We start from the raw sequence: 16,796 nt of genomic DNA, 5'->3' as shown, positions 1-16,796 counted from the left end.
CAGGTAACAGCCAGCCCCGCCATCGTGGTGATGAGCTTGATGGGTGCTGGTACGGGGGATGCAGGCATGGCTTGGCCTCTCGCTCGGTGGGTTCACTTGGGTGTGGGGTCGGGGAAGGATCTGTCGCCGAAGAGGACTCGGCTTGCCGCGGCCCGACCGAATGGTGTGCGTAGCAGAGTGAATGCCGCTGCTGCTGTGGTGGGCGTCCGCACGTGGGCCAATGCCCGGCGCAGCATGAGTCGTCCGCGGAAGTGGGGGCGGAGTGCGGCTCCGTCGTAGTTGGTGAGTGTTTCCGGTTTTCCGGTGCGCAGTGCGTCGTTGAGGACCTCGGCTGCGAGTTGCGATTGTCGTAGACACGGGTCCAGGCCGCCGGCGGTGAGTGGGGAGACCGCGCCTGCCGCATCCCCCACGAGAAGCCCGTTGGCGCAGCTGATGCGGCGCAGCAGGCCGCCGACGGGTATGGGGCCTGCGCGCCGCTCCACCGTTTCGGGACGTTCGATGCCGGTCAGCCCGGGCGCTGAGGCGCTGAACCGCTCCATCGCACGGCGAAGACCGTCTGGATAGCGGTCGGCATAGCCTGCGACTCCGACATGGGCGTGCTGCCCGTCGTTGACTACCCAGGCCAGGTAGCCGGGGGCGAGCGAGGGGTCGAGTACGCAGTGGAATGTCGGTGGCTGGTCGCTGCCGGGTAGTGCGAAGACTTCTTCGGCGCCGACGATCAGGTGGTTGTTGCGGTCGAGAGCGAGGTCGCGGGCGACTCTTGAGCGGGCTCCGTCGGCGCCGACGACGAAGCGGGCCCGGACCGTGGTCGGTCCGTCGCGACCGGCCAGGTGGAAGATGTTGCCCTGTCGGCCGGCGTAGCGCGTGCCCAGTGCGATGCGTACGCCGGTGTCGACAGCGGTGGCAGCCGTCGCTTCGTAGAGCGGTGCCATGTCGCCGACCCGGTATTCGTCGCGGGGGCTGGTGAGGCTGACCGGGCGGCGCAGGTTCGGGGGGTAGAGGACCACGCGTCGGATCGGTGGTCCCAGGCAGTCCGGGGGCAGCGGGAAGTCGTCGAGTGTCTTGCGTACGAAGATTCCTGTGGTGCGGATCGCGCCGGTAAGACTGGTTCGGCGTTCGACCAGGAGCACGTCGTGGCCTTGTCGGGCGAGGAGCGTGGCGGTGTTCAGTCCGGCCAGCCCGGCCCCGACCACCAGTACGTCGGCACTGTCCGCGCCCCCGAAACGGTATGAAAGGCGTGCTGTCGTCATGGTCTGCTCTGTTCCTTGTGGAGTCCGTCATCGGTGTTCGGCGCACGGCAGGCACCGACCGCCTGCGGGCAGCACGGAGCGGCCCGTGGCGCGATGAGGTGTGCGGACGTCGTCGTCAGGTCGTCGCCCGGGAGCTTGCTGACGATCAGGCGGAGCGGGTCGCGCGGCAGTGATGGTCGAGGGCGTCGTGCCTGGTGATCGTGCGCAGGCGGCCGGCTACCGCGACGGCGCTCATCACGGCGAGGATCCAGCTGGGGCGGATGCTCCGGATTCGTGCGCAGCCCTGTCCCGATCCCCGGGGGCATCGGGCTCCCAGCGCAGCAGGTCTCCAGGCTGGCACTTGAGCACCTCGCACAGCGCGGCGAGCGTGGTGAAGCGCACCGCCTTGGCGCGGCCGTTCTTGAGCACCGCCAGGTTGGCGGGTGTGATCCCCACCCGGTCCGCCAGTTCGCCCACGGACATCTTCCGCTTGGCCAGCATCACGTCGATGTCGACGACGATCGGCATCAGATCACCTCGGCCAACTCGGCCCCCAACTGCGACGCTTCGACGTCGCGTGCGACGGCCTGTGCGAGCAGCAACCGCAGCACGAACACGATGAGCGCGTTCCCGAAGAGCGCCAGGCAAACCCCGCCCAGCAGGGCCACACCCACCGGGGGCACGACCTCGCCAGGCGCCAGCACCGCTCCGAGCGCGAACACCAGGAGCGCGGCTGCCACGAACGCGCCGATCACGAGATGGACGTAGCGGAATGCGGCGTGGGAGAACACGGTTCCGCGTTGTGCCATCGTCACCAGCCGCCACACGCAGACCAGGACGACCTGGACCGTCACAACGCCCAGGACCGCGATCACGAGGACCGGAGTGCGGCGGTCCGCAAGCACGCTCTCCTCCATGGCGCCCGTCAGCATCGCCACCATCACCGTCTGGGCGAACACCGCCCCGGCCTGCAGCACCACCATCACGGCGCGCAGCGCCAGCACTGTCAGCTTCCCCAATGCCACTCCCTAGATCGAATCGCGATGGGAATCTATCGAATATCGATAGGGGCGGCAAGTCGGATCCGTCGGCGGGATGGGCCTGCGTGCCCTCCCGAATTCCTGACGCAGTGAGGCGAGCTGCCTTCAGCGCCCAGGTGGAGCGGGGCCTTCGACAAGACGCAGTACCGCCGCCGCAGTGCCGTCGAGCGCTGCGTCAGCAAGTGGAAGCAGCACCGCGCAGTGGCCAGCAGGTACGACAAACGCGACTACATCTTCAACGGCACCCTCACCGTCGCAGCGATCGTCATCTGGCTCCGCGACACCGTCCAAGAGCCATCAGAAACGGCCTAGTGCTGCTCCGCGGAAGTTCGTGGAGGGGGTCGGAAGGCAGGTCTGGACACACCGGTTGTGTCAGGCGAAGGAGAAGTGCGCAGCGGCTGCGGCGGGAGTGGTCGCTTGGCGGCGTCCAGGGACATCGTGGACGAGGGTTGCGCCCTCGGAGCGGAGCTGGTCGGCACCGGCGTCCCGGGTCATGATGGCGGCGTAGGCACGGACGTCCGTGGCGGTGAGGTCCGCGCGGCCTCGCTCGGTGTACTGCTGGAGGAGGTCGGTGAGGTCCGGGTTGAATCGCAGCATGGTCACCGGGGCGTTGAAGCGCCTGGCGATGCCGATGAGTCGTGCGCGTGCCTGCGGCGTGACGTTCGTTGACTCGGCGACTGCGCTGTGTCCGGCGGCTAGCCTGGCGGCGATCCTGCGATCACGTTCCTCGAAAACCCGTGCGTCCGCCGCGTCGGATTCCGCTTCCGCGGGTGAGGTGCCGAAAAGCTCCGCGCGGATCTCGTCGCTGGACACCACGGCTTCCGCGTCGATCTGGCGGCGCGCGATCAGTGCCCGAACGAAGCTGGTCTTGCCCGAGGCTGGTGGGCCGACGAGGACGACGAGTCCTGCCGGCACCCGGATGACGGGCGCGAGAGCGTTGAGGTAGAGGTCGCCTGCACAGTCGAGGGCTTCCTCCGGGGAGCCGGCGGGCAGTCCGCTGGGCAGGATGTTGTCCCGGTAGCTGTCGTTGCTGGCCAGGTAGAGGGCGTAGCCCCAGGTGTGCAGCACGCCGGTGAAGCGCAGTCGGCACAGTGGCAGGCTCTTTTCGCCGGGCAACTCGGCTGCCACGTAGGCGAATCCTGTGCGGAAGCGGACCGTGATGGCGTCCACGTGGGGCCAGCATGCGCGGGCGTGGCGGTTCAGACGCCGGCGCAGGTGGTGCTGCATCGATTCCGGGGGGTTCTTCGGCACGGGCCCATCCTGCCGGGTGCGGCGGCGGCCCGCCATGATCGTTTGCCGTGGAGGGTGGGCGACGGCCGGGGGCAGCGGTGGCGGTGGCGATCGATTCACGGGTCCGCGAGCGGCTGGTGCGGATGGTGGCCTCGGCGAAGTCCGAGGTGCGGGCGGCGCTACGGGCCCGAATCGTCCTCGCGGCGGCGGACGGAGTCGCCAATGGCGCGATCGCCAGAGAGCCCAAGTTCAGCGTGAACACGGTGCGCAAGTGGCGAGGGCGGTTCGCCGCACTGGGCCCGGACGGCTTGCGGGAGGCCGAACGGTCGGGACGGCCGAAGACCTACGGGCCCGAGGTTCGCGTAGCGACCGTGGCCACAGCAACCAGCATGCCGCCGCATCCGGAGGCGACCTGGTCGCACCGGGCCGTCGCCCAGCACGTGGCCGGAGCCTGCTTCGTGTCGGTCTCCGCCTCCCAGGTCGGCCGGATCCTGGCTGGTCTGGGCCTGAAATCGCACAAGGTCCGTGGCTGGCTCACCCGCCGGAACACCCCCGACTTCTGGCAGCGAACGTCCGGGGTATGCGCCCTCTACCTTGATCCGCCGGAGGGAGCGGTGGTTCTCTCGATCGACGAGAAGACCGCGATCGCCGCCCGTTCACACCGCCATCCCGGTCGTCCCGCACGCCCCGGTGAACCCGCCCGGCAGGAGTTCGAGCACCGGCGTCACGGCACCGCCTCCCTCGTCGCCGCTCTCGACGTGCGTACCGGTGAGGTCCGCACTGAGGTGATCGCCCGCAACAACGCGGCGACCTTCACCGCCTTCCAGGACCAGCTCGATCGGGCGATCGCTCCTGACAAGGAGATCCACGTCGTGCTCGACAACTGCTCCTCCCACACCGTAGAGGCGCGACACGAGGTCGCGTGCGTGGAGTGGGCGCTCTTGGAAAGGGGCAGCGGTGTCGCCGATATGAGGGTAGCCCCGGGGCCGCGTCCGATGCCCCGTGCCCACCCGGACGTGCGTCGCTGGTAACGGCGGGGTGCGAAGCTTCGGGGAGAAGCCCAAGAGCCCCTTGGTTCCACCTGCGCGATCGCTCTTCGAGGGTCACGTCCACGCTCTCGACACGCTTGGTGCGATGGCCGACGGAGAAGGTCCGCCACGACGACCCTGGAGCCGCCGTCGCCAGGGGCTGGGCCTGTCCCGCCAGCATGCGGAGACCGGGTGGTGGACCGCCGGTCATTGCGGTGTTGAAGGTCATCCGCGATCCGGGGCCGGCGTCCTGCGACTTCACTAGGGCATAGAAGGGCTGTGTACTGTCCATGCCTCGAAGTCGCTTGCGTTACAGCCGACTTGGCCGTAGTCGTGTGCGTGACAGGGGTTCCGTATGGACGGGGTTGGGGCCGATCGGGTTCGGGTACGTTTGATCGCTCCAGATGATCCAGAGTCGCGTGCTATCCCGTTCCCCGATCAGTCGATGGGCGACTTCCGTGAGTTCGTCGATTCCCGCCACCAGGTCCGTGTCCGCCATCTGTTCGAGCTGATGGCTGAGGCTCCGCCGCAGGGCCGCTTGAGCTCACCGCGCTCCCGGCGCGGCGCGCGGGCCTCTTCCCGAGTGAGTTCGAGGTTCGTCTTCAGGCTGGCGGCGCTCGCGGAGACGCCGGCCTCCGGGTCCTGGGCAGGTTTGAGAACCTGCTGGGTGCGTGCCTGTCGATGTGCTCGTGAACGCCGTCGGCGTAGACGAGCCAGTTGGATACCGAGGCGCGGTGCCGGACCTCGGCGAACGTCACCGCCTCGCCACCAGCCGGCTTCTGAGATGGTCGTCCTGGAGCAGTCCCTGGCCGCATGCTTCCGCAGCGCAGACAGCCGACAGTCCGCGGTTCAGCAGGTGGCGGTTGTGGGCGGGCAGGTACGGTGCCGGACCCAAGCGGCACCGGCCGCGACGGCGCCGATCATTCCGACCAGCGCGACCGGGATGGTGAAGAGGAGCTGGAAGTATCCCACCACGTATGCCCCGAAGATCCCGATCCCGACGCCCAGCAGGGCCGCCGCCACGAGGATGACCGGGAGGGCCTTGGTGAGGGCCCGCACGGTCGCCTCGCGTGCGGGGTCGCGGGGAAGCCGCAAGCTCTCGTCCACGGCGCGCCGGATGAAGAAGAACGCGGTGAGCAGGCATGCGACCCAGCCCACCCACATCAACGGAACGCCGGCATTGGGGAACTTGCGCACCTCCCGCAGCACATGCCCGTCGAGCGTGGTGACCGCTGATTCGCTGCTGGGGTCGAGGAAGTGGGACCAGGACACCCACCAGAAGAGGAGCGCGGCAAGGGCGGGTATCGCGGCGCCCGTGGCCGCCGCGAGGGCAGTCTCCTTCAGGCGTCGGCGGGTGGGCAGCAGACCGCGTTCGGATGCCCAGGAGGTGGCCAGCGCCTCGATGTCGCCGCCGATGTAGTCGGTGGCCGACCGGCCGTCGAGGGCGGCGGCGGTCAGGTCGGCGGCCAGTTCTTCGGCCATCTCATCGGCCTCGTCCTGTTCGATCCCGAGGCGGTGCCATGTCTCCATGGCCTGGTGTATCGCATCCTCGACCGTCGGCGTCATGATTCCTCCCGTGCAGGCTGGGTGACTATGGAGTCGATGCTCGTAGCGAATTCACTCCAGTCGCGACTCCAAGACCGGAGAAGCCGCATGCCTGCTTCGCTGGGCCTGTAGTAGGTCCGGGCAGGGCCCCCGCCCCCACTGCGGCGTTCGACCTCGACCAGCTCGCGCTTACGCAGGCGCGCCAGCGCCGGGTAGATCGATCCGTCCGCGACGTCGAGCCCGGCCTCGGCGAGCCGGACCGTCAACTCGTACCCGTAGACCGGGGATTCCGCCATCAGGGCCAGCAGGCACATGTCCAGGACCCCTCGCAGCCACTGGGCACGTGGGGTGGATGTCTCCTCCATGAGCCAGTACCTTACACAGCAAGACTCATGCACTACAAGCTAGTGCAGTGCAAGGTAGTAGGGGCTTCCGCGGGGCCGGTACGTGCGCTTCGGCTGTCCGCCGGCGCACCTGCCTTGTCAGGGGTCGCCACACGTTCGTACCGGCGACGGTTACCCCGCCGCCCCGTCTCCGTACGCGCAAGGTCCGCAGGCAGCGATTCCTCCAGGATGGGCCCGGCCGCAGATCGGTTGATTCGCAACGCAGACACCCCCGGTCGCCGAAGCGGTCCGGGGCTGCATAGTTGGAGCGGCATGTCGCGGGCCGGATTTGAGTCGACGATCTCCCGCGGGCTTTGTCCCATGGACGAGCGCAGGCGGCAGCTCCCGGTGATGGGGGTCGGGCTTGCCCCACGGGGCGCAGGGCCTGCGCTCGGCGAACGACCGCACGACGGCTGAGGCCAGGCCGTGACCCGGCAGAGGACTGCGGGATCGGACGACAATACCGACCGGCCCTCCGTCTCGCCCCTGCCCACGGTCAGGAAGGCCTGGCCCGGCTACTCGTCACTGTGGCCCGGCAGGTCGGCGCCAGCACCTTCAATGAAGTTGAGTAACTCCTGCTGCTGCACACCGCGGCTGCCGATCTCAACTCCTTCACCCTGAAGCACTTTCTCGCGCACCCGCACCACAATGTGTGACCGGCGTCGTAGCCCATCGGCCAAGCGCTGACACGGGATGCGGCCTGGCTGCTCGCCTTCTCGGTCGGGTTTCATCTTGACGTTTCCGGCGGTCGTCGAGGGGTATTTCTTTTGGCCTTGGAGGCTTTCAGGAACTCCTTGCGTGTATTCGCTGTAGGAATGCGTAAAGGGATGTGCACCTATGGGTAGAGCATTGCATGCTGTTCTGCGATTAGTCGTCGCCATGTGGATCGGCTTTCTCCTGCCGCTATCGGCTGCCGGCACAGCCCAGGCCGCCCCGGTGCCGTTCAGTAACGGAACCCAGTTCATCAACACCGCCGGAGACGCGGTACACGGGCATGGCGGCAGCATGATCAAAGTGGGTGGGTACTACTACTGGTTCGGGGAAAACACCTACCCCAACTCCCAATTCGCATCGATCCCGGTCTACCGATCCACTGACCTCCGCACTTGGGAGTTTCGTAACAGCGCGCTGAGGCAGGCATCGGCGCCCGAGTTGCAGAACGCCGGAGTCTGGCGACCCAGGATCATCTACAACGCTCGCACCCAGCAATACGTGCTCTTCCTGCGCAAGGAGAACCACCCGTCCCCCATGACCGAGAACAAGGTCGCAATCGCCACCTCGCCCACGGTGGACGGCAACTACACCTACCGGGGCAGCTTCCGCCCCATGGGGTACCGGTCCTTCGACATGACCGTCTTCCGTGACACCGACGGCCAGGCATACCTGCTCTCGACGACCAACGGGCAGAAGGACCTGACCATCTTCCGCCTGACCTCCGACTACCTCGGGATCGCCGCCAGGGTGACCACCTTGCACAACGTCAGACGGGAAGCGCAGTCGGTCTTCAAGCGCAACGGCGTCTACTTTCTCGTGAGTTCGGGCACCACCGGCTGGAACCCGAACCAGCAGAAGTACGCGACAGCGACCAACATCGCAGGTCCCTGGAGCAGCATGGCCAACCTCGGCGACAGTACCGCCTACGGCTCGCAGGTCACGTCCGTTCTCCCCGTACGAGGCAGCCGCACGACCTCGTACCTCTACCTCGGCGACCGATGGGCGCAGCCTAGAGGTGGCACGCACAATGACTCCACCTACGTCTGGCTGCCGCTGCGGTTCCCCTCCGACAGGTCGCTGACGATGGCCTGGCACGCGAAAGTCACCATCAACGCCGACACCGGCGTGGTGTGGGGCACCAGCTAACTCGGTCGTTGTGAACCCCGCACCATGACTGCGTCGTCATTGTCCGGCGCTCGGCTCGGCCCCATGGTGCCGCTGCCTCGGCCCGCCGTGGCGGCCGCCGGATATTCAGGTTCCGCCGTGAACGGATGGCGCAACCCGCAGCCGCGCCTTCCTCGGCGCCACCGCCGCGGCAGTCCTGATCATCTGGCTCCAAGCATCATCGCCCAGACAAGTCCAAGCGCGGCTGGCAGACTGGTGACGCAATCGGGGGAGGGGAAGCGATGTTGGGGTTGCTCGGTTTCTATGACGAGTTCGAAAGACATCCCGGGCAACCGAGCGGTCCTGTGCGTGATGCCGTGCGACCCGTCGGAGAACCAGACGAGGCAGCACTCGTCTCCTACCTCGATGCCGGTCATGTGTTGCTCGACGTGATGGAAGGCGGCAATGACGTCATCACCGGAGCAGCCCACCGTCACTCGCTCGGCTGTTCCTCGCTGGTCACCGACGGAGCATGGCTCTGGCGACAGGACTTCCCTCACTACGTGGAGACGCACCACGTCCTCCTACCCGCCGCGTTCACCGAGCGTGTCCGCGGCCTGAACTACCAGATGCCCAGGCTCAGATGTGCGGAGTTCGCTCCGCATTTCGACGAGACCATGCCGGTGATCGGCTGGACGTCGGCCGTGCCTTGGCGATCAGCCAAGACCGTGATCGAGCCCGAGCAACGTACGGCGATGAGCAAGACGGAATACGACGCCCACACGCTGGCTCGAAGCCGGCACCGGCCAGGTAGCAAGCACACCAAGCCCCGTGAACCGAGATGGTCGTAGAGCCCGAAGGCGCAGCAAGCTTGAAAGAACCGTGGACCAACTCGACCAGCCTTGAGGTGCACATCAGTGACCTCCTCGACAGGTCACCCCAAAGCCCAAAAGTCCCCAACGTCTCGGTGGGCCGCGTCGAGCAATCGGATCCCAGCGGCACCGACAACTATGCCGTGACCGACATGGGGTCGCACAGCACCTTGTTCTGCATGCGCATCACTTCGACTCCCAAGCGAGAGCCCTCGTCCATCGAGCCCGTCCAGCTATCCGTCAAGGTCACGGCCGGCACCTGCTGAGCGGTGTCAGTGAGCACTTGGGAGGCGCGGGGACGAGTTTCCGGTTGGCGGCGTTCGCCGAATGCATCAAGGACGGACGGGTGTTGCTCGGCCGTCACGTACCGCAGCAGGGCGAGAGCATCTGAACCCTTCCGGGCGGCAGGGGCGAGCACGCGGAGGATCCGTTCGATGCGGTGATCCGGGAGGTCGCTGAGGAGACCGGCTGCGACACGGTGGTCGAACCTCCCCCGACGTCCGTTGGCGTCGCTGGGCGTACTCCGGTCGGCCGCCGCCGAGCCGTAGGCTCAGGAGTTCATCGTACGTGGGAAGTAGGTCCCTGGCCTCATGCGCGCGTTGAGCACGCTGGGTAGCGTCAGCGCTCATGCACAACACAGAGGACGTTCGTCGCCAAGCGGCGGAGCGTAGGCGCGACACGTGTGAACGGCTTGTCACCGAACGGGAAGTATGGGTGTCAACGTCTCACCCTGCTCACGGGCCGCACCAGGTGCCGCTGTGGTTCTTGTGGGATGGACGAGCGGTGTGGATGTGCACCAGTGCTACCTCCGTGACCGCGCGGAACGTCCGCAAGGAGCCGCGCGTTCGCCTGGCGCTGCCAGATACCTTCGACGTGGTGCTTCTCCAGGGTGAGGTGGAGTGTTTCCCGGACCAGGAAGTGCCCGGAGACGCAGCGGAAGCGTTCGCCGCCAAGTTCGGATGGGACCCGCGAGGGGAGGCGGCTTCCTTTCTGTACATACGCATGGCGCCGAAGACTGTGCGCGCTTGGCGCGGCGAGCCAGAGCTTCGCGGGAGGGTCATCATGCGCGATGGAACGTGGTTGGCATAGCAGCCGCTCCCTGATCGGCCTTCCCCGATCCCCGTCGTTGCGGATGTTGTTCGCTCCCGTTGACACCGGCCGCATGAGCCAGATGCCTGACTGCCAACTGGGCGGGCAACCCCGGCGTGCCGGGCGGTTGCGGGCTACGTGCCTGTGGCGGCATCGAAGTACAAGCCCGACAGCTGGTCCGGGCTGGTGTGCTCGTCGTTCAGGGAGAGCCCGCTGCGATTGCCGTGATAGCTGTAGTACAAGGAACGGTCCAGCACTCTGACGATGGCCGCCTCGTCTCTCATGTTCTGCGCGGCGCAGGTGCGGTGGGTGGTGAGTCGGGTGTCCCGGAAGAAGAGATGGGAGCCGTCGTAGAAGACCTTGGCGGTGAAGTCGTTGCAGCCGAGCTTGCCGGTGACGGTGCCGTCGCGCCGGAACGTGAAGGAAGTGTCCTCGGCGGACTTGAAATTGTCGCGACTGTCGAAGACCGACCACTCGGTCAGGTGGAACTCGGTGTCGAAGAAGCCCGGGGTCCGGACGACGGTGAGGGTGGCCACGTCACCCTGTGCGTTGCGCAGTTGCGGCAACGAGCCGGGCGGCGGCCCTCCCGGTTGCCGCGCCAGCTTGTGCTCGGCGATCGTCAGCGCGCCTCGGTGGAAGAACTTCTTGACCTTCGCCTCGAAATCCGCCAGGCCCGGGTTGCTGCCCTCCGGATCCGCCTCCTGCGCGCCACCACCCGTGGAACTCGCGGGGTCCCCCTGCTGTGCCTCCGGCTTCGGGCAGGAGACCGTCGCGTCGGGTGGAGCGGGCGTCTCCGAAGGCGATGGCAGGGCCGGAAGGTCTTCGCCCAACGTCAGTGTGGTCGCCGTCAGTTCGGCTGTCCGGTGGAAGGGCGTGCAGCCGTAGTCCCCCGCAACGGAACCGTCCGCACGGAATTCCAGCCACGGACTGGCCTGCTCGGGCCCTTGCACCTTTTGTCCGTCCACCGTGAGTGTGCGCTCGTCCAAGGTCCAGATTCCACCGAACAGGCGGCCCCCCCAGGCCCCCTGGCCCCTTCTCCGTCGGCGAAGCGGATGCCGTGCCGCCACCGCTCCGGCCGCCCGCGTCGCCTGGGGCCGTCCCACAGGCCGAGAGCCCGCCGCACGCCACCACTATGCCAGCGACGATCCCTGCAACACGTCTGAGCGAAATCAGCATGCCGAACCACGCGCCCTTCTCGGAAATCCACTTCCGGCGAATGTAGTTGACCACCCGGGCGCGGGCGCCACAGTCCACCGGGCCGAGCGGCCGAGGCCACGGTGATGCGCGACCGGCCTCGCCGGAAGACGTTCCGCCCGCTCTTGCACCTTGACGCGTCCACGCTGTCGGCGCGGCACTGAGAACTCCTGCCAAAAGTAATGGACTTGACCTGGTCAGAGGTTGGTGTCGCGCACGAGGCTGCCGAGTATGGGGACGCAGTCAGCCGCGTAATCGCACGCGACAAACCCGGCGACATCGGCGATCATCCCCGGGATACTGGTCGCCCATGGATGAGGTCAAAGTCGTTGTCGCCCATTCCGAGCGTGCGACCCTGCGCGTCGGCGACGTGTTCCTGAAGGTGGACGCCGATCAGGCGCGCATCGACGTCGAGGTCGAGGCAATGTCCCTCGCGCCGGTCCCGACCCCGGAGGTCCTGTGGCGCAAGCCGCCCGTGCTCGCGATCGCCGCACTCCCGGGGAAGACGCTTGGGCGCCTCGGCGGGCCGTCGACCGGGTCGTCGGCGGCGTGGGCCGCGGCGGGCGCCGCCATCCGGAAGCTGCACGACGCGCCGCTGCCGCCCCGGCCCGGCCGGGCCGGCCGGAGCATCGTCGCGCTGGCGGCGGAACTCGACGACGAGTGCGAGTTGCTCGTGACGAACGGCCTCCTGCCCGCTGACCTGGTCGCCCACAACCGCCAAGTCGCCGCGGCCGCACTCCGGCCGTGGACTCCGGCGTTCACCCACGGCGACCTGCAGATCGCGCACGTCTTCGTCGACGGCGACGAGGTCACGGGCATCATCGACTGGTCCGAGGCGGGCCAGGGTGATGCCCTGTACGACCTCGCCACCTTCACGCTCGGACACGAGGAGCACCTCGACGACGTCCTCGCCGGCTATGGCACCGACGTCGACCTCGACGTGATCCACGCGTGGTGGTCGTTGCGAAGCCTGCTGGCAGTTCGCTGGCTGATCGAGCACGGCTTCGACCCGTTCGCGCCGGGCTGTGAGGTCGACGTGCTGAGATCCCGGATGTGAGGCGGCGCGGGCCCGACTGCTGCGCATGCGCTCCGACGTTCCCGTCCTCACCGACGAGCAGCTCCGTGAGGACACGAGTCCCGGACGGCCGCAGCTCAGGTTCCACCGGGCGCGGATGTCTCCCCCCTCGGACAGGAACGGGCGGCGCAGGCTCCCCTGCGCCGCGTCCTCATCCCGGGGTCCGTGAAGATCGTCATCGAGGAGAGGAACGAATCTCAGCTCTTGGGACCGGCAACGATCACCGACTAGGCACCCCAGCCGCGCAATTGGACGAGGTCATCCTTGTCCGGAGCCGGGATCACTCGTGGGTGGTTCAGGCAGCCAGTCGCGGGTCGGGTCGTACTCCAGCCATCGGCTTCGCCCTGCTTCCTCGGTGCAGGTGGTGGCGAGGTCGTTCAGTCCCGGGTGTCCGTTTCCGGTGGACCACAGCAGCGACCAGGCGTACAGCGGTGTGGGATCGACCAGGGGGACGGAGCGCAGTCCTGGGACCTCCGGCAGTGGCACGTCGGCGGGCACCAGCGAGAAGCTTCGTGGTTCGCCCGCCACCTCTGCCAGGAAGTGGGCGAGCCCCAGGTTGACGCTCGTGGCCGTGTTCCGGATGCCGAATCGGTCGGCGAACCGGTGGAGGAAGTCGAGCCGGTCCAGTGCACCGGGTGCCCACAGCGTGCTGTCGCTCAACTGGTCCGGCCGCAGAGCCGGTTCGGACGCGAGCGGATGGTCCGTGCTCAGTACGGCGTCCACCGGTTCGAGTCGGACGAGGCGGTGCGTCAGCCCCGCGGGCAGCGGAGGGTGGACTCGACCGAAGGCCGCGTCGATGTCGCCGTGCAGCAGTGCCGTCGTCACCGACGACAGGTCGCGCCCGTGCCCCAGGGCCAGTTCCCCGGCCCGTCCGGCAACCTGGGCCAGCGTCCGCATGGGCGCGTAGAGGTGCCCCCAGACGTCCACGCGTAGCGGATGTTCCTTCGCGGACACGGCCGCGACTGCGGCATCGGCGGCCGCCACGGTCTGCCGGGCAGGTGGGAGGAAACGCTGTCCGGCCTCGGTGAGGCGTACGCCGTTGCCGCCGCGCCGGAAGAGTTCGGTGCCGAGCAGGGATTCCAGCCGCGCGATCCTCTTGGACAGCGCCTGCTGGGAGATTGCGAGCGTTCCGGCCGCCCGGCCGAAGTGCAGTTCTTCGGCGGTGCGCACAAAGGCACGTACCTGCGCCACGTCGAGGTCCATGGCTCCCACCATAGGTGACAACCAAAAGTTGTCGGGTTTGCTTGTTCGTTGTTGGATCGCGGGGCGGCCGCGGAGGTTGCATTCTCTCCGTGCAAAGACTGATTCCCACGGGAGATGCGGCGCGCCCGGTCTCCTTCGCCGAGGTCTCCCAGCCCATACCGGAGCCTGGTGAGGCACTGATCAAGGTCGAGGCGTTCGCCCCGAACCGGGGCGAGACGTTCCTTCTCGAACGCCCCCGGCCGGATCTGCTGCCAGGCAAAGACATCGCAGGGCTCGTCGTACAGGCGGCGGCCGACGGCTCCGGCCCCGGCATCGGTACCCGCGTTGTCGGGCACCCGGCACAGGGCGGCTGGGCCGAGTACGCCGCCGTGCCCACGCACTCGCTCGCGGTGCTCCCGGACAGCGTCGACAGCGCGCGGGCGGCGGCTCTGCCCCTGGCCGGGATCACTGCCCTGCGGCTGCTGCGTACGGCCGGATCCCTGGTGGGCCGACGGGTGTTGCTGACCGGTGCCTCGGGCGGCGTCGGCCACTATGTCACCGAGCTGGCCGTGGGGGCCGGAGCGGCGGTGACCGCGGTGACGGCCACGCCGGTGCGCGGTGAGCGGCTCGCGGCGCTGGGCGCGCGGGTGGTGCACGAGGTCGCGGCGGCCCAGGGCCCGTTCGATGTCGTGCTGGAGTCCACAGGCGGGCCGGAGCTGCCACTCGCCCTGTCGAAGGTGCACCCGGGCGGCCTGCTCATCTGGTTCGGCCAGGCGAGCCGCACCCCCGTGTCCCTCGACTTCTTCCAGCTCCTCGGCGGGCCCGAGCGCGTGACGATCCAGCACTTCCACTACGCCGGCGCCCCGTACGGATGCGATCTCTCGGCGCTGGTGGGCTTGGTGGAGCAGGACCGGTTGCACCCGGAGATCGGCCGTATCGCCGACTGGGCACAGACCGCCGAAACCCTGGTCGACCTGCGAGAGCGCCGGATACGCGGCAAGGCCGTCCTGCTGACTGGAGGAGCACGATGAACCCCACCGAGTTCGCCGCGGCCCAGTGGACCCGTGCCACTGGCGCAGGCGTGGACCCGCACGAGTACCAGCGCATCACCGACGGCCTCACCTCCGTCGCCGACTGGGGCCCGGCCTTCCTGCGCACCGGACAGAGCTACCTCCAGCGCGCGGAGGACGCGGGATCAGTCCGCTCGGCGGGCGAGTACCTGCTGGTGGCGGCCCGGTGGTTCCACCTGGCCACCCTGGCGCCGTACGCCGAAGCGCAGCGTGCCGCCGCCGCGGCGGATCACGCCTTGAGCAGAGCTCTCACCCTCCTGGAGCCCGGTGCGCGGCGGGTGAGCGGAGAGGGATTCACCGGCTGGCTGCGTGGCCCCGCTAACCCGCCGGGGACCGTGGTCGTCGTCCCCGGCCTGGACTCGGCCAAGGAGGAGTTCCTCGATCTCGTGTCCGCGCTGCTGGCCCGAGGACTGGCGGTGTTCGCGATGGACGGTCCCGGTCAGGGCGTGCTCGCGGCCACCACGACGTTCGTGCCGGACTACGAGTGGGTCGTGGGCCGGGCCATCGATGCCCTCGGCGCCGCACGCATCGGGCTCGTCGGCCTGAGTCTGGGCGGCTACTTCGCGGCCCGGGCCGCGGCGTTCGAGCCGCGCGTGGCGGCGGTCGCCACCGTCAGCGGTCCCTCCCGCCTCGACTGGGAGGAACTACCGCAGCCGGTAAGGGAGATCATGGCCCGGCGCGCCGGAGGAACCGACGCCGCACACGAGTTCGCACAGCACGTGGACCTCGCCGCCCTGGCGCCCCGCATCGCGGCCCCGCTACTGGTCGTGGACGGCGGCCGGGACGTCATCCCCGGCGTGGCGAACGGCGAGTCCCTGGCCCGCCTGGCACCGCACGGCAGCTACCTGTCCGTCCCACACGGCGACCACCTCCTCGGAAACGCGCGGCCGGACTGGCTGCCTCACCTCAGCGACCACCTCACGCACACGCTGATGGGAGCACCAGCCTGAAGGCTCGTTCTCCCGAAGCCGCCGGGAAGTGACGAGTGACTCAACGTGTCGTTGGGGCCTTGGTTGTTGTGCGGGGTTCAGGTACTTTGTCGCGCCGCCGGCGGGTACGCGGGGAGCGGGCGGCTTGAGTCTCCCCTCGGGGGAGGCGGCCTCCCTCGAAGCGGGCTCCGGCGTGGGACGACGGCGAGGAGCGCGGCGTCAGCCGAGCTGCCCGGACGGCCGCATGGTGATGTGGTTGATGTCCACGCCCGAGGGCTGGTTGACGGCGAAGAGGATCGTGTCTGCGATCTGCTCGGCCGTCATCGCCGGCGCCGCCTCGGGGGTGCCGCCGCGCTCGTCCCAGAACGGGGTGTCCACCACTCCGGGGGCGACGAGGGTCACGCCGACTCCGTCCTTGCCGACCAGCAGCCGGGTGTTCTCGGCCAGTGCGTGCGCGGCCCACTTGGTGACCGAGTACAGGTTGCCAGGCGTGTTGCGCACCCCCGCGACCGAGCCGATGATCACGATCCGGCCCTTGGACTCCCTGAGATGCGGCAGGGTCTCCCGCACCAGCAGGGCCGGGCCCAGGACGTTGGTGAGGACCATGGCGCGCATGTCCTCGGGGGCGTGGCTCTCCAGGTTGCCGGGCAGTGAGAAACCGGCGTTGGCGATGACGTTGTCCAGTCGGCCCCACGCGTCCACCACGCGGCGCACGGCGGAGGCGACGTCGTCCGCGTGACTGGTGTCGCCGGTGATCGTCAGCAGTCGCTCGCCCGCTCCGGCCGAAGCGGCGAAGGCGGCCAGCTTGTCCGCGTCACGTCCGGTGACGGCCAGGCGGTGGCCCTGCTTGAGCAGGGTGCGGGCGGTGGCGGCGCCGATTCCGGTCGAGCCACCGGTGATCAGCGTGACGGGTTCCATGGGACGGCCTCCTCGGCGATGTGGTCATCGGGGCTCCGCCAGGGTCCCGGATGCCGCTGAACGCGAGGCGGCACGTGCGGTCGACCGGCTCCGGCTCGCCGGCTCCCCGAAACGCCTGAACTATACCCAGCGATCTTCCCGTCGGGTTGCTGGTGCGGCGGTTCAAGTGCCATGTTCCCCACGACGCAACGGAA

Annotated in this window: 18 protein-coding genes and 2 pseudogenes; 10 read left to right on the top strand and 10 right to left on the bottom strand. The window is 68.4% G+C overall.

Annotated elements, in window-relative coordinates; translation table 11 throughout:
• Positions 1-92 precede the first annotated feature (92 nt).
• The 3 genes from CG747_RS17415 to CG747_RS17405 all read right to left on the bottom strand — a co-directional run bounded on the left by CG747_RS17415 (position 93) and on the right by CG747_RS17405 (position 2,248).
• Positions 93-1,250 (bottom strand): NAD(P)/FAD-dependent oxidoreductase, encoded by a 1,158-nt coding sequence (locus tag CG747_RS17415; RefSeq protein ID WP_100602633.1) that lies wholly within the window; start codon positions 1,248-1,250, stop codon positions 93-95.
• A 234-nt stretch (positions 1,251-1,484) separates the two neighbouring features.
• A complete protein-coding gene (locus CG747_RS17410) occupies positions 1,485-1,757 on the bottom strand; it encodes a helix-turn-helix transcriptional regulator (protein WP_100602632.1) in 273 nt (90 codons plus the stop codon).
• Positions 1,757-2,248, bottom strand: coding sequence for a DUF2975 domain-containing protein (locus tag CG747_RS17405; protein ID WP_100602631.1), 492 nt, complete (start codon positions 2,246-2,248; stop codon positions 1,757-1,759). The genes CG747_RS17410 and CG747_RS17405 overlap by 1 nt, the downstream gene beginning before the upstream one ends.
• Positions 2,249-2,398: 150 nt before the next feature.
• Here CG747_RS17405 and CG747_RS49525 point away from each other — a divergent pair.
• A pseudogene (locus CG747_RS49525) lies at positions 2,399-2,581 on the top strand (IS5/IS1182 family transposase); the annotation flags it as partial.
• A gap of 60 nt (positions 2,582-2,641) precedes the next feature.
• Here the strand turns inward: CG747_RS49525 and CG747_RS49520 are convergent.
• Positions 2,642-3,520, bottom strand: coding sequence for an ATP-binding protein (locus CG747_RS49520; protein ID WP_100602629.1), 879 nt, complete (start codon positions 3,518-3,520; stop codon positions 2,642-2,644).
• Positions 3,521-3,603: 83 nt separating this feature from the next.
• Here CG747_RS49520 and CG747_RS17390 point away from each other — a divergent pair, with 83 nt between their 5' ends.
• Positions 3,604-4,530: an IS630 family transposase gene (locus CG747_RS17390; protein WP_146022097.1), complete on the top strand. Its 927-nt coding sequence runs from the start codon at positions 3,604-3,606 to the stop codon at positions 4,528-4,530.
• Positions 4,531-5,376: 846 nt separating this feature from the next.
• On the opposite strand, the gene CG747_RS17385 is transcribed toward CG747_RS17390, so the two are convergent.
• The 3 genes from CG747_RS17385 to CG747_RS48060 all read right to left on the bottom strand — a co-directional run bounded on the left by CG747_RS17385 (position 5,377) and on the right by CG747_RS48060 (position 7,468).
• Complete coding sequence (locus tag CG747_RS17385) at positions 5,377-6,093, bottom strand: hypothetical protein (protein ID WP_100602627.1); 717 nt, start codon at positions 6,091-6,093, stop codon at positions 5,377-5,379.
• Positions 6,090-6,437, bottom strand: a complete 348-nt coding sequence (locus tag CG747_RS17380) for a PadR family transcriptional regulator (RefSeq protein ID WP_100602626.1) — start codon at positions 6,435-6,437, stop codon at positions 6,090-6,092. Before CG747_RS17380 ends, CG747_RS17385 begins: the two co-directional genes overlap by 4 nt.
• A 533-nt stretch (positions 6,438-6,970) precedes the next feature.
• Positions 6,971-7,468, bottom strand: coding sequence for a hypothetical protein (locus CG747_RS48060; protein WP_180985578.1), 498 nt, complete (start codon positions 7,466-7,468; stop codon positions 6,971-6,973).
• On the opposite strand from CG747_RS48060, the gene CG747_RS17375 reads away from it, so the two are divergent.
• From CG747_RS17375 to CG747_RS17360, 5 genes and pseudogenes are all read left to right on the top strand, one after another.
• Entirely contained in the window at positions 7,461-8,315 is an 855-nt protein-coding gene (locus CG747_RS17375; RefSeq protein ID WP_180985577.1) for a family 43 glycosylhydrolase, read from the top strand. The genes CG747_RS48060 and CG747_RS17375 overlap by 8 nt on opposite strands.
• Before the next feature lie 260 nt (positions 8,316-8,575).
• A complete protein-coding gene (locus tag CG747_RS17370; protein WP_100602624.1) occupies positions 8,576-9,124 on the top strand; it encodes a hypothetical protein in 549 nt (182 codons plus the stop codon).
• Positions 9,115-9,411: a hypothetical protein gene (locus CG747_RS47325; RefSeq protein ID WP_146022096.1), complete on the top strand. Its 297-nt coding sequence runs from the start codon at positions 9,115-9,117 to the stop codon at positions 9,409-9,411. The genes CG747_RS17370 and CG747_RS47325 overlap by 10 nt, the downstream gene beginning before the upstream one ends.
• Before the next feature lie 17 nt (positions 9,412-9,428).
• Positions 9,429-9,632 (top strand): annotated as a pseudogene (locus CG747_RS49515) (NUDIX domain-containing protein); the annotation flags it as partial.
• 140 nt (positions 9,633-9,772) lie between these two features.
• The gene (locus CG747_RS17360; RefSeq protein WP_100602623.1) at positions 9,773-10,234 is read left to right on the top strand and encodes a pyridoxamine 5'-phosphate oxidase family protein; all 462 of its coding nucleotides are present in this window, start codon (positions 9,773-9,775) and stop codon (positions 10,232-10,234) included.
• A gap of 134 nt (positions 10,235-10,368) precedes the next feature.
• On the opposite strand, the gene CG747_RS17355 is transcribed toward CG747_RS17360, so the two are convergent.
• Entirely contained in the window at positions 10,369-11,220 is an 852-nt protein-coding gene (locus CG747_RS17355; protein WP_180985576.1) for an META domain-containing protein, read from the bottom strand.
• A 518-nt stretch (positions 11,221-11,738) separates the two neighbouring features.
• On the opposite strand from CG747_RS17355, the gene CG747_RS17350 reads away from it, so the two are divergent.
• Positions 11,739-12,485, top strand: coding sequence for a phosphotransferase family protein (locus tag CG747_RS17350; RefSeq protein ID WP_100602621.1), 747 nt, complete (start codon positions 11,739-11,741; stop codon positions 12,483-12,485).
• A gap of 276 nt (positions 12,486-12,761) precedes the next feature.
• Here CG747_RS17350 and CG747_RS17345 read toward each other — a convergent pair whose 3' ends face one another.
• On the bottom strand, positions 12,762-13,706 hold the full coding sequence (locus CG747_RS17345) for a LysR family transcriptional regulator (protein ID WP_100602719.1): 945 nt from the start codon (positions 13,704-13,706) through the stop codon (positions 12,762-12,764).
• An 89-nt stretch (positions 13,707-13,795) separates the two neighbouring features.
• Between CG747_RS17345 and CG747_RS17340 the strand changes: the two genes are divergently transcribed.
• Both CG747_RS17340 and CG747_RS17335 read left to right on the top strand, forming a co-directional pair.
• The gene (locus CG747_RS17340; RefSeq protein WP_100602620.1) at positions 13,796-14,716 is read left to right on the top strand and encodes a zinc-binding dehydrogenase; all 921 of its coding nucleotides are present in this window, start codon (positions 13,796-13,798) and stop codon (positions 14,714-14,716) included.
• A complete protein-coding gene (locus CG747_RS17335) occupies positions 14,713-15,705 on the top strand; it encodes a S9 family peptidase (RefSeq protein WP_100602619.1) in 993 nt (330 codons plus the stop codon). Before CG747_RS17340 ends, CG747_RS17335 begins: the two co-directional genes overlap by 4 nt.
• 198 nt (positions 15,706-15,903) lie before the next feature.
• Here CG747_RS17335 and CG747_RS17330 read toward each other — a convergent pair whose 3' ends face one another.
• Complete coding sequence (locus CG747_RS17330) at positions 15,904-16,602, bottom strand: SDR family oxidoreductase (protein ID WP_100602618.1); 699 nt, start codon at positions 16,600-16,602, stop codon at positions 15,904-15,906.
• Positions 16,603-16,796 lie beyond the last annotated feature (194 nt).

The organism is Streptomyces sp. CB02959 (genome assembly GCF_002803155.1).
In the GTDB taxonomy this organism is placed as follows: Bacteria; Actinomycetota; Actinomycetes; order Streptomycetales; family Streptomycetaceae; genus Streptomyces.
This window is presented reverse-complemented; position numbering and strand designations above follow the sequence as displayed.